General features: G+C 61.7%; 10 protein-coding genes. 3 read left to right on the top strand and 7 right to left on the bottom strand.

Features of this window, described 5'->3' with window-relative positions; genetic code table 11:
- Positions 1-6: 6 nt before the first annotated feature.
- The 3 genes from ACZ889_RS01010 to ACZ889_RS01000 are packed head-to-tail and all read left to right on the top strand — an operon-like array spanning position 7 to position 2,044.
- Positions 7-687, top strand: coding sequence for a hypothetical protein (locus ACZ889_RS01010; protein ID WP_012053823.1), 681 nt, complete (start codon positions 7-9; stop codon positions 685-687).
- A gap of 59 nt (positions 688-746) precedes the next feature.
- Positions 747-1,436: a hypothetical protein gene (locus ACZ889_RS01005; RefSeq protein ID WP_012053822.1), complete on the top strand. Its 690-nt coding sequence runs from the start codon at positions 747-749 to the stop codon at positions 1,434-1,436.
- The gene (locus ACZ889_RS01000) at positions 1,433-2,044 is read left to right on the top strand and encodes a hypothetical protein (protein WP_476257124.1); all 612 of its coding nucleotides are present in this window, start codon (positions 1,433-1,435) and stop codon (positions 2,042-2,044) included. The genes ACZ889_RS01005 and ACZ889_RS01000 overlap by 4 nt, the downstream gene beginning before the upstream one ends.
- 9 nt (positions 2,045-2,053) lie before the next feature.
- Here the strand turns inward: ACZ889_RS01000 and ACZ889_RS00995 are convergent, their stop codons facing one another.
- From ACZ889_RS00995 to ACZ889_RS00965, 7 genes are all read right to left on the bottom strand, one after another.
- Positions 2,054-2,650 carry a MarC family protein gene (locus ACZ889_RS00995; protein ID WP_012053820.1) on the bottom strand — a complete coding sequence of 199 codons (597 nt, stop codon included), beginning with the start codon at positions 2,648-2,650 and terminating at the stop codon, positions 2,054-2,056.
- A gap of 75 nt (positions 2,651-2,725) precedes the next feature.
- Entirely contained in the window at positions 2,726-5,497 is a 2,772-nt protein-coding gene (locus ACZ889_RS00990; RefSeq protein ID WP_010955433.1) for a hybrid sensor histidine kinase/response regulator, read from the bottom strand.
- Positions 5,498-5,632: 135 nt separating this feature from the next.
- Positions 5,633-6,928: a phosphoribosylamine--glycine ligase gene (gene purD, locus ACZ889_RS00985; protein ID WP_070096416.1), complete on the bottom strand. Its 1,296-nt coding sequence runs from the start codon at positions 6,926-6,928 to the stop codon at positions 5,633-5,635.
- A gap of 136 nt (positions 6,929-7,064) precedes the next feature.
- Positions 7,065-8,672, bottom strand: coding sequence for a bifunctional phosphoribosylaminoimidazolecarboxamide formyltransferase/IMP cyclohydrolase (gene purH, locus ACZ889_RS00980; RefSeq protein WP_003249687.1), 1,608 nt, complete (start codon positions 8,670-8,672; stop codon positions 7,065-7,067).
- 81 nt (positions 8,673-8,753) lie between these two features.
- Positions 8,754-9,074, bottom strand: a complete 321-nt coding sequence (fis, locus tag ACZ889_RS00975) for a DNA-binding transcriptional regulator Fis (protein ID WP_003249693.1) — start codon at positions 9,072-9,074, stop codon at positions 8,754-8,756.
- Positions 9,071-10,084, bottom strand: a complete 1,014-nt coding sequence (dusB, locus tag ACZ889_RS00970; protein WP_047604682.1) for a tRNA dihydrouridine synthase DusB — start codon at positions 10,082-10,084, stop codon at positions 9,071-9,073. The genes fis and dusB overlap by 4 nt, the downstream gene beginning before the upstream one ends.
- Before the next feature lie 207 nt (positions 10,085-10,291).
- Positions 10,292-11,647 carry a DUF3426 domain-containing protein gene (locus tag ACZ889_RS00965; RefSeq protein WP_180689198.1) on the bottom strand — a complete coding sequence of 452 codons (1,356 nt, stop codon included), beginning with the start codon at positions 11,645-11,647 and terminating at the stop codon, positions 10,292-10,294.
- Positions 11,648-11,654: the final 7 nt, after the last annotated feature.

The following is an 11,654-nucleotide window of genomic DNA, read 5'->3' as shown; positions in this document are numbered from 1 at the left end:
TTTCCAATGTCCGATGCAACCCAAATCACCACCACCGATGCCGCCATCCTGGTAGACGGCAACCTGCTTGCCTTCGGCGCGGGCATGTCTGCGCAAAGCCGTCATGATGTGAAGAATGCCTTCCACTTCGCCACGTTGGTCGCCGACAAAGCTTTTGACGCCGAAAAGCAGAGCCGGGAGTGGTACGACAAATTCATCGATGTCATGCGAGACCTTGGCTTTACCATCCCACGCCGTACCTTCGAACTTGAAACCTCGGTGGAACTGTCCGTCACCGTAGGCGCCGTGGCCATCCGCGCGATAGGTGTGGTCGGCAATGCGATGCTGGGCGGCACCAAGCTGGGTGAAGTGGCAAAGCGGGCGTTTGACAAAATGACCACAGTCGAAAACGACGCCAAGGTGCTCCACCACAAGCGCAAGAACAAAGCCAGGGGCCTGGTCGGCCTGGCCTCCTGCATTGAAACCTCAAAAAACGATGTGGTCATGGTGGTGAGCTGCATCCAGGCATCTGCCCCAGCACTGGACGACGATGTGCTCGGCATCCAGTGGAAGCTGGACAGGTCCGCTTACTACGCCGGCACGGCAGTGCTCACCCTCAATAACTTTGTCTACGACAAAGTCCGCGAAACCGTAGAAAACAAACTCGGCGTGCGCAGTGTCGAGAACGTGCTCGAGTACGACATCTGATTGCTCGGCGGCGTAGTCGCAACGCCGCCTTGTTCGGTTCTTTGTGACGAGGTAACACGATGGATAGAGCAGATGAGCAACTGATGTTGATTGGCGGAACAGCATTGCTGTATTCGCCAGGCGCAGTCGAGGCACAACGCCAGGCCGCTTTCGATTCAGTCCTGTACGCGCAGTTGGTAGCCAACAAGCACGCCGGTTCACGCGTGGACAATTATGAAAACTGGTATGCCGCGTATCGGGAGGCCTACCGCCAACTGGGCTGGATCAAGCTGGCCAGTACTCATGACCTGAAACCGTTGGGGCGACCTGTGCGCAACGCGCATATACAGCCACTTGAAGCGTGGCTGAAGATGCGTTCGCTTCGCCATGAGGCCGTGCTGGCGGCGATAAAGACGGGCCTTGGCCAGTCTGCTGAAGGCTTCCGGCACTTGCTGAGTTTCTGCGCGCATGATCAGGCGCAGTGCTCCACCCTGGTCATCGAACTTGGCGTACTCAAGCCGGGCCCGGCGCTGGACTTGTGCAGCATCTCGCTGCAAATCGACAAGCCACTCTCGCTAGTTTCGCTGGAGACATTTCTGGGCGAACAAGTACTTGAGGGCGAGGCCGAGTTCAACGGCGTTTCCCTGGCATTGGATGAAGGACGCTTCCAACGCCAGCGTGATGAATTGCAGGCCTTGATGAAAACCAAGGATGCACAGGCCGTTTACCGGTTCGACCCTTACGCACAACCTACAGGAGCAGCATCATGAGTGAAGCCACGTCTGCCGTGATCGGCGCTGGGATTGTTTCGTTCTTGCCGGGCGTCGACGCCGCGCAGAAAAACAAGGTGAAGCTGGCCTTGGCAATGGCCGAAAGAGCCACCGAGGCCGCTTTCAAAGAGGGGCTGATTAAAGACTGGTTCGCTTATTACCGTAACCAACTCAAATTCATGGGGTGGGATGCGGTAACGGCTGAGCAGATCCATTGGCCGGACAAGACGCGTACGCAACAGACGGATCAGGTGCTGCAGACCCTGTCCAAAACTGCCGGGGACAGCTTTGCATCGTCGGTCAAAGTGTCCATTCAAGCGTTGCTGACCAAGCCGTCGGTGCTGAAGGAACTTGAGAAAAAGGCATTCGAGATGCAGCACTTTCAAGTGTTGGCCTGTGCGCCGGCCGGTAATAACCGTGTCGACATGGTGATTTACCACGAAACGGACAAGCAGTCTGTTTTCAGTGCAGGGTTCATCAGCCGCAAGCGCAGTTACAAGAATGTGCGTGCGGAGCTGGTCCGGTTCAATATTCTGGCCTTCGAGAACAGCGTAATGCCAAAAAGTGCAGGAAAGCGTCGTCAAGGTATCCCTGGCGCGCATTCATGACTATGCCATCTAAGGCACCAGGTACCCTTTGATCCCTGTAAAAATGATCTGCGCCGCCAGGGCACAGACGAACAGCCCCATCAAACGGCTGACGATCTGCAGGCCCTGGTCGCCCAGGATTCGCTCGATACCGTGGGACAGGTAAAGCACTAGGCCGACAGTGAAACTGGCCAGGGCAATGCTGACGATGGCCAGCAGTTTTTCATCCCAGTGCGGCTGGCTTACCCCCATCACCAACAGCGCACCGATGGTGCCGGGGCCAACCGTCAGCGGAATGGTCAGCGGTACGATGGTCACATCCTGCTGCACGTTGTCGGCCTGTACCGCCGGCTTGCCCTGGGCCATGCCCAGGGCCGAAATGAATAGCACGCTGCCGGCACCGATGCGGAAGGCATCGGCGGTGATGCCGAAAATTCCGAAGATCGCGCGCCCGAACAGGTAGAGCATCACGCTGGCGACCAAGGCTGCGAACGCGACCTTCCAGGCCAGTTGCTTGCGCTCCTTGCTGGAGTGGCCGCGGGTCAGGCTGATGAAACACGACAGCACGAAGAACGGGCTGTAGAGCACGAGCATTTTCAGGTAGACGCTGAACAACTCATGGAGCATGAGCAGTGTTCCTTGGGTTTATGCCGGCGCGGCCTTGTGTCGCGAGGCCGCTCCTGCAAGAGCATTGGATATCGGTCAGGACGTATGTGCCGGGTCCACCTTGGCTTCCCGGTGATTGGCCCAGTATTGAATCAGCTCACGCAACTGCGACAACTCCACCGGCTTGGCCATGTGTCCGTCCATGCCTGCCAGCCGCGCACGCTCCTTGTGTTCGGCCAGTATGTGCGCTGTCAGTGCCACCACCGGCGTGCGCTGGCGCTGGTTTTCAGCTTCCCAGGCCCGCAACTGCTGGGTGGCCGAGAAACCGTCCAGTATCGGCATCTCGCAGTCCATCAACACCAGGTCATAATGCTGCGCTTTCATCGCCTGCAAGGCCTCTTCGCCATTGCAGGCGGTATCGGGCTTGAGGTTGAGCTTGCCGAGCATGCTGCGGATCACCTTGGTCGAGATGCTGTTGTCTTCGGCGACCAGCACGCGGAAGTCGCCTGGCAGGTCCAGCGCCTGCGGGATGCCAGGCAGGCTGGCGGGCATCGCCTGTTCGCGGCCGCGCTGGGCCAGCTCCTCGGCCAGGGTGGTCTTCAACGTATAACCGGCCACCGGCTTGGCCAGTATTCGCTTGACCCCGGCGTTGCGCGCGATGACTTTGCTTGGCGCATTGCTGATGCCGGTGAGCATCACCACCAGGATGTCGTGGTTCAGGCTCGGGTCTTCCTTGATCTTGGCGGCCAGCTGCATGCCGGTCATGCCGGGCATGTTCTGGTCCAGCAGCACCGCGTCGAAGTAGTCGCGCAGGTGTGCCTTGGTGCGCAAAAGGGCCAGAGCCTCCTTGCCTGACGGCACCGCGCTGACGTTCATGCCCCAGGCGCTGCACTGCTGTACAAGCACCTTGCGGCACGTGTCGTTGTCGTCGACCACCAGCACGCGGGCATCGCGCAGCGGGCTGTCGAGGTCCGCCGGTGGCTGTTCCAGACGCGAAGGGTCCAGCGGCAAGGTCAGCCACAAGGTGTTGCCCATGCCGGTGCTGCTCTTGATGCCGAACTCGCCCTGCATCAGACCGATCAGCTGTTTGGCGATGACCAGCCCCAGATGGCCGCCCAGCTTGTTGCTGGAAAGGAAGTGGTGGCTGTGCAACTCGGCCTGCAGCAAGGCCTCACGGTCGGCGGCGGGCAACGGCTCGCCGCTGTCCTGCACGGCGATACGCAGGCGTGGCACCTCGCCGCGTTGATCCAGCGCCACCACCAGCAGGATCTCGCCCTGGTCGGTGTTTTTCAGGGCGTTTTCCAGCAGGCTCGACAAGGCCTGGCGCAGGCGCGTCGGGTCTCCGCTGATAACCCGCGGTACTTGTGGCTGGGTGAAGCTGATCAGCTCGATGTTCTGTTGCTCGGCCTTGGCGCGGAAGATGTTCAGGCAATCCTCGATCAGCGCGTTAAGGTCGAACTGCACATCATCCAGCTCGATCTGCCGGGATTCCAGCTTGGAAATGTCCAGAATTTCGTTGATCAGCGTCAGCAGCTCGTTGCCCGCGCTGTGGATGGTCTGCACATAATCTCGTTGCTTCACCGACAGCGGTGTGCCCAGCAGCAGTTCAGTCATGCCGAGCACGCCGTTCATCGGGGTGCGGATTTCGTGGCTGATCTTGGCCAGGAACTCGGCTTTGGCGTTGATTTCCGCATCGCTGGCGGCCAGCGCACGGCTGGCGCTGAAACGCTCCTCGCTTATGCGCCGCAGCCGTTCACTGACAGCCAGGTTGAGCAGCAGGCCACTGACCACGGTCAGGCCCAGCAGGATACACAGCAGCCAGGGTGTCGAAGTGCGTGTCAGGCCCAGCAGGGCTGGCAGCAGGACCAGGCCACCGAGGTTGAACACCACCATGGCCAGGCTGAACAGGCGTCCGGGTGCATAGCCCTTGTACCAGTGGTAGCTGCTGACCAGCAGCATGCTCACGCTGCCCAGCGCCATCAGGGCGTAGGTCATCAGGTTCAGGGGCAGGGTATCGACGAACAGCAGCACCAGGCCACTGAGCCCGACAATCAGCATCTCACCTTGCAGCAGGCGGTTAAGCCGTGGCGAATTGCACGGCGAAAAGAAATGTTGGGTGAAGTACAACCCGGACAGGCCGGCCAGGACCAGCGTCAGATAGGCGGCAGGCGTTTGCGCACTGTGCCACACATGCCACCAAGGGCCGCTGAGGTTCAACAGGATCAGGCCGCTGAGCAGCATCAGGCCGTGGTACAGCGCCAGTATCAGGGTGGTGCTGGAGCGGGTGTAGAGGAAGCGGATCAGGTTGTGCATGATCAGCATGATCAGGCCGCCGAACAGCATGCCGAACAGCAGCGGCTGGCGTTGGTCCGAGGCTGCCTCGGCCGCAGGTTCAAGGCTGATGGCCGGACGCAGCTGGTGCTCTGAGACCAGGCGCAAGTAGATGTCCAGCGGTTGCCTGCTGTTGGGCAGGGGCAATACATGGTCGCTGCCACGCAGGGTCGGGCTGGCATTGCCGGCCTGGCGCCCGTGGTGCAGCTGACGCAGAAGTTGCTCGCCTTCGAGGGCGTAGAGGTCCAGGCCAGAAAGGTCCGGGGCAAATACCCGCAGCAGTTGCTCCTGGTCACCTGGTGCCAGACGATAGTGCAGCCACAAGGCCTGTCCAGCCGGGGCAGCATCAAGGTCGGCGAGAGGCAGTGGGCTGAACTGGTTGCGATAGCGCTCGGAGCGCACATCGCTCAGTTGCAGGTTGGCCTGTTCGTCGAGCAGAACGGTCCAGCCACCGTCATGTTCGGCCGCAGCCGGAAACATGCAGAGCAGGGTCAGCAAGCTGACGATCAGAGCTGAGGCAATCCGAAGCCGACGCACTACGAAATCCCTTCTTGGCCGATGTGCCGGGTACTCACTATGCGCGGCGCGCCAAGTCGAAGGCAAGGCCCATTCCGGGCCCTGTCGACGAGCCGGATGCCGCAGGCTGAAACCCCTACGGCATACCGGTAGTACTTACTGCTGGTGCTCACCGCGCTCGCGGGCGATGGCCCGATAGCCGATGTCGGAACGGTAGAAGCTGCCGTTCCAGCTGACTTCCTTGGCCAGGCGATAAGCCTGCTGCTGCGCGTCGGCAACGGTGCTGCCCATGGCGGTGGCACACAGCACGCGCCCGCCGTTGGTGGTTACCTTGCCATCCTTGAGCGCAGTACCGGCATGGAATACCTTGCCTTCGATCTTGGCGGCAGCGTCCAGGCCGTTGATCACGTCGCCCTTGGCGTAGTCGCCCGGGTAACCGCCAGCTGCCAGCACCACACCCAGGCTCGGGCGTGGGTCCCACTGGGCTTCGACCTTGTCCAGCGCCTTGGCGAAAGCGGCCTCGACCAGCAGTACCAGGCTCGACTCCAGGCGCAGCATGACTGGCTGGGTTTCCGGGTCGCCGAAGCGGCAGTTGAACTCGATGACCTTGGGGTTGCCCGCCTTGTCGATCATCAGGCCAGCATAGAGGAAGCCCGTGTAGACGTTGCCTTCTTCGGCCATTCCGCGCACGGTCGGCCAGATCACCTGGTCCATCACGCGCTGGTGCACCTCGGCGGTAACCACCGGGGCAGGGGAGTAGGCACCCATGCCGCCGGTGTTCGGGCCGGTGTCCTGGTCGCCGACACGCTTGTGGTCCTGGCTGGTGGCCATGGGCAGCACGTTGTGGCCGTCGACCATGACGATGAAGCTGGCTTCCTCGCCGTCGAGGAACTCTTCGATCACAACACGCGAACCGGCTTCACCGAAGGCGTTACCGGCCAGCATGTCACGCACGGCGGCTTCGGCTTCTTCCAGGGTCATGGCGACGATTACGCCCTTGCCCGCAGCCAGGCCGTCGGCCTTGATCACAATCGGCGCGCCCTTTTCCTGCAGGTAGGCCAGGGCTGGCTCGATCTCGGTGAAATTTTGGTAGTCGGCGGTCGGGATCTTGTGACGCGCCAGGAAGTCCTTGGTGAAGGCCTTGGAGCCTTCCAGCTGGGCCGCGCCCTTGGTTGGGCCGAAGCAGTCCAGGCCGCGGCTGCGGAACAGGTCGACCACGCCGATAACCAGCGGTGCTTCCGGGCCGACGATGGTCAGGTCGACGTTTTTCTCGGCGAAGTCGGCCAATTGCTCCAGGGCGCACACGTCGATGGCGACGTTCTCGCACTTGGCTTCAATGGCGGTACCGGCGTTGCCCGGGGCAACGAAGACTTTCTCGACGCGTGGGTCCTGGGCGACTTTCCAGGCCAGGGCGTGCTCACGGCCGCCGCTGCCGATGATCAAAACTTTCATGTCAAAACCTCTGTTTGGCGGCGAACCTCGGCCCCTGTAGGCGCGGGTTCACCCGCGAATGCGGCGGTGAATCCACCATCGTATTCGCGGGTGAACCCGCGCCTACAGGGGCTGAGGTTCGCCCGACCAGCTGAAATTAGTGGCGGAAGTGGCGCATGCCAGTGAAGACCATCGCGATGCCGGCCTCGTCGGCAGCAGCGATAACTTCAGCATCACGCATCGAACCACCCGGCTGGATCACGGCGCTGATACCCACTTTAGCTGCATTGTCGATACCGTCACGGAACGGGAAGAATGCATCCGACGCCATGACCGCGCCCTGCACCTGCAGGCCAGCGTGCTCGGCCTTGATTGCAGCGATGCGGGCGGAGTTGACGCGGCTCATCTGGCCGGCGCCGACGCCGATGGTCTGGCGCTGCTTGGCGTAGACAATGGCGTTGGACTTGACGAACTTGGCCACTTTCCAGGCGAATACCAGGTCGTGGATCTCTTGCTCGGTCGGGGCACGCTTGGTGACGATCTTCAGGTCATCGGCGGTGATCATGCCGATATCGCGGCTTTGCACCAGCAGGCCACCGTTGACGCGCTTGAAGTCCCAACCGGCAGCGCGCTCGGCTGGCCACTCGCCGCACTCCAGCAGACGTACGTTCTGTTTGGCAGCCACCACGTCGCGGGCGGCCTGGGAGATTTTCGGGGCGATGATCACTTCGACGAACTGGCGGTCGACAATGGCCTTGGCGGTTTCGCCGTCCAGTTCACGGTTGAATGCGATGATGCCGCCGAACGCCGATTCGGTGTCGGTCGCGTAAGCCAGGTCGTAGGCTTTGCGGATGCCGCCTTCGTCTTCCGGTACTACCGCCACGCCGCACGGGTTGGCGTGCTTGACGATGACGCAGGCCGGCTTGACGAAGCTCTTTACGCATTCCAGCGCGGCGTCAGTGTCGGCCACGTTGTTGAATGACAGTTCCTTGCCTTGCAGCTGGACAGCGGTGGAAATGCTGGCTTCGCCTTTCTTGGCTTCTACATAGAACGCCGCGCTCTGGTGCGGGTTCTCGCCATAACGCATTTCCTGTGCCTTGACGAACTGGCTGTTGAAGGTGCGCGGGAATTCGCTGCGCGCCTCGGTGCTCAGGGTGTCCTTGGCCTGGTCGATGGTGCCCATGTAGTTGGCGATCATGCCGTCGTAGGCGGCAGTGTGCTCGAACGCCTTGAGCATCAGATCGAAGCGCTGGGCATAGGTCAGGCCACCGGCCTTGAGGCCTTCGACGATGCCGGCGTAGTCGCTGGCGTTGACCACGATGGCCACGTCCTTGTGGTTCTTGGCTGCCGAACGGACCATGGTCGGGCCGCCGATGTCGATGTTCTCGATGGCGGTCGGCAGGTCACAGCCAGGCTTGGAAATGGTGGCTTCGAACGGGTACAGGTTGACCGCAACCAGGTCGATCGGCTTGATGCCGTGCTCGTTCATGATGGCGTCGTCGGTGCCACGACGGCCGAGGATACCGCCGTGGATCTTCGGGTGCAGGGTTTTGACCCGGCCATCCATCATTTCGGCGAAGCCGGTGTAGTCGGCCACTTCCACCGCGTTTACGCCGTTGTCCTTGAGCAGCTTGTAGGTGCCGCCGGTGGACAGGATCTCGACACCGAGCTGCTGCAGCTCACGGGCGAATTCGAGGATACCGGTCTTGTCGGAGACGCTGATCAGGGCGCGGCGGACTGGCAGGCGGGTAGTCTGGTCGGTCATTTCGGGTTCCAATAACGCGGTGGAGTCAGCAAAAAAGGCGCCTCTGTTCAGGGAGTCGCCTTTTCTGGATGGGATTCTGGCTTACAACAAGTCGTACTGCTTGAGCTTCTTGCGCAGGGTGCCTCGGTTCAGCCCGAGCATCTCGCTGGCCTTGGTCTGGTTGCCCTTCACGTAGTTCATCACGCTTTCGAGCAGGGGCGCCTCGACTTCGGAGAGCACCAGGTTGTACACGTCCGTCACGGTCGCGCCTTCCAGGTGGGCGAAGTAGTTGTGCAGCGCCTTCTCGACGCTGTCGCGAAGGGTCTGGCCCTCTTCGCTCGGCGTGTTGAGGTGCTGTTTCAGGTTGGCGTTGTCGCTCACGGGCGTTGTTCCACTCACAAAATTCTCGGTCATCATCGTCATGCGGCCACCCCTTGTCCGTCCTCTGTCTCAAGGCTCTGTCGACGTTCGCTGAAAAACGCGCGAACGTTGGCGCACTGCGCTTGTGTGTCTTCCAAAGCGTTGAACCGGGAGCGAAACTCCTTGCCGCCGGGTCGTGTTGCCAGGTACCAGCCAACGTGCTTGCGGGCGATACGTACGCCCATCACATCGCCATAGAAGGCATGCAGCGCGGCCAGATGCTCCAGCAGGATGCGTTCCACTTCGTCCAGTTGCGGCGCTGGCAGATGTTCGCCAGTGCGCAGGTAATGCTCGATCTCGCGAAAGATCCATGGCCGCCCCTGGGCAGCCCGGCCAATCAACAGGCCATCGACCCCGGTGGTTTCCAGCACCGCCCGGGCCTTTTCTGGCGAGGTGATATCGCCGTTGGCAAAAACCGGGATTGACACCGCCTGCTTGATGGCAGCGATGGTGTCGTACTCGGCTTCGCCGGTGTACAGGTCGGCACGTGTGCGGCCATGCACCGCCAGCGCCTGGATGCCAGCCTGTTCGGCGATCTTCGCCACGTTCAGGCCGTTCTTGTTCGCCCGGTCCCAGCCGGTGCGGATTTTCAGGGTCACCGGTACGTCCACGGCGCTAACCACGGCGTGGAGGATCTCGCTGACCAAGGCTTCATCTCTCAATAAAGCAGAGCCTGCGGCTTTGTTGCAGACTTTTTTTGCCGGACAGCCCATGTTGATGTCGATGATCTGGGCACCCGCTTCGACATTGGCCTTTGCCGCCGCTGCCATCATCTGCGCATCACCGCCGGCGATCTGCACCGAGCGTGGCTCGGGATCACCTTCATGGATGCGGCGCAGGCTCGACTTGCGGCTGTTCCACAGGCTCATGTCGCTGCTTACCATTTCCGACACCACCATGCCGGCGCCCAGGCGCTGGCAAAGTGTACGGAAAGGCTGGTCCGTGACCCCGGCCATGGGCGCGAGGATCAGGTTGTTACGTAGTGTGTATTGGCCGATGCGTACCGCCGACATAGGTGATCCCTGTTGTGGGGCCGAATCTTGGAGTTCGAAAAAGGGTTGGCATGATACCCGCTCTCGATGACTGGATAAAGATGGATTTGGATAAAATCTGAACAGTTGTCGGCTTATGCCTTTGTGCTTCAAGCAGCAAGCGACAGGACAAAAAGCGGTCGCGGTTGGGGCTTCTTGTCTTGTCGCTTGCTGCTGGCCGCTTGTCGCCTACTCCGGCGAACGGAAGCTCAGGCTGTAATTCACGGCCTTCGGCCCAGGGTCGAGGATGTCCAGGGCAATGTGGATTGGCGTCTGGCTGGGCATTTCGCCACGCCCTGCCAGTTCCCCCGACAGGTACTCGCTGGGCTTGAAGCGACGGCTGGCGATCAGTTGGCCATTGAGATCGGCGAAGCGCAGTTCCAGCAACGGGAACGGCTGGGCGAACGGTGCGCGGTTGTAGATGATCGCGTCGACAATGAGTGCGCCCTTGAAGTCCGGGTGGCTGCGCACCACCAGATTGCTGCTCTTGATGCGTGCAATATCGACGCGGGTAGGGACCTGGCAGCCGAGCATCGGGCAGATTTGCTGGAAAATCGGCCGATACTGGTCCTGGCGGGCCATTTCGTCGAAGTGGAACCACACGTACTGGAACGCCAGCAGGCCGGCAGCCAGCAGGGTCAGAAAGCCCCACAGCAGGCGCTTGCCCCAGTTGGGTGCGGGTTTTTCCCAGCCTAGCTGCAGCGGGTCATCGACCACATCGACCAGCGGCTCCTTGCGCGAGGGGCGCTCGGGCTTGCCAGCAAAGCCTGGTTCCAGGCGCTCTCCGGGCAGTGGCTCGACGGGCTCGTCGTCGTGCGCCGACAGGCGCAGCGCCAGTGGTTCGTCGTCGCGGGCGCTCAGGCCTTTTTCCGGGGTTTCGTCATCGCTGATGCGCAGCGGTTCGCTGAGTGCGGGCTGGTCATCGCGTTCGGCCGCACGGTTCACAGGCGGCTCGCCATCGATGTCCAGGTCAAGGTTGCTGCCCAGGGTAGGCTCGGTACGTTCGCCGGGGGCAGGCTCCAGGTCCAGCTCCAAAGGTTCCGGTTCCAGTAGCACCGGGGTAGGCTCTGCCGGTTCCTGCGGCGCGTAGGGCTCATCGGTAGCCGTACCGAAAAGGTCTTCTGCGTGCTCGTCCGGGTGAAGTTCATCGCGCCGTGCCTGCAGCTTGTCATCCTGGCTGGCCGGGTGGGTCGGGGCCGGTTGGCCGCGACGCTCCAGGCGCTCCAGTTCCTTGTCGAGGTCGAGCTCGTCCAGCGCCTGGGCAGTCAGCGCCCAGTCCTGGTCAGGAGGGGTGCCGCGTACACTGATGGCAGGCTCTGGCGCCAGCTCGGCCAGCGGCTCGGCAGGCACTGCAGGTACCGGTGCCGGCACCACGGGGGCGCTGGTGGTAGCGGCGCGGTTTTGCTCCAGCAACTGCTTGGCGGCATTGAATACCTGCAGGCAGTGACCGCAGCGCACCACGCCACGCGCCACGCCCAACTGGTGGTGGGTGACGCGAAAGCTGGTCTGGCAATGCGGGCACTGGGTGACGAAACTGTCGGTCATGCGGCGA

Source organism: Pseudomonas sp. TE3895 (assembly GCF_056278855.1).
The sequence above is the reverse complement of the archived record's forward strand: the minus strand, read 5'-3'. Positions and strand labels throughout refer to the sequence as shown.

Coding starts and splice junctions, on each gene's coding strand:
- ACZ889_RS00995 (WP_012053820.1), bottom strand. CDS start 2,650: ATGCTCCATGAGTTGTTCAGCGTCTACCTGAAAATGCTCGTGCTCTAC.
- purH (WP_003249687.1), bottom strand. CDS start 8,672: ATGACCGACCAGACTACCCGCCTGCCAGTCCGCCGCGCCCTGATCAGC.
- dusB (WP_047604682.1), bottom strand. CDS start 10,084: ATGTCGGCGGTACGCATCGGCCAATACACACTACGTAACAACCTGATC.
- ACZ889_RS00965 (WP_180689198.1), bottom strand. CDS start 11,647: ATGACCGACAGTTTCGTCACCCAGTGCCCGCATTGCCAGACCAGCTTT.
- ACZ889_RS01005 (WP_012053822.1), top strand. CDS start 747: ATGGATAGAGCAGATGAGCAACTGATGTTGATTGGCGGAACAGCATTG.
- ACZ889_RS01010 (WP_012053823.1), top strand. CDS start 7: ATGTCCGATGCAACCCAAATCACCACCACCGATGCCGCCATCCTGGTA.
- fis (WP_003249693.1), bottom strand. CDS start 9,074: ATGACGATGATGACCGAGAATTTTGTGAGTGGAACAACGCCCGTGAGC.
- purD (WP_070096416.1), bottom strand. CDS start 6,928: ATGAAAGTTTTGATCATCGGCAGCGGCGGCCGTGAGCACGCCCTGGCC.
- ACZ889_RS01000 (WP_476257124.1), top strand. CDS start 1,433: ATGAGTGAAGCCACGTCTGCCGTGATCGGCGCTGGGATTGTTTCGTTC.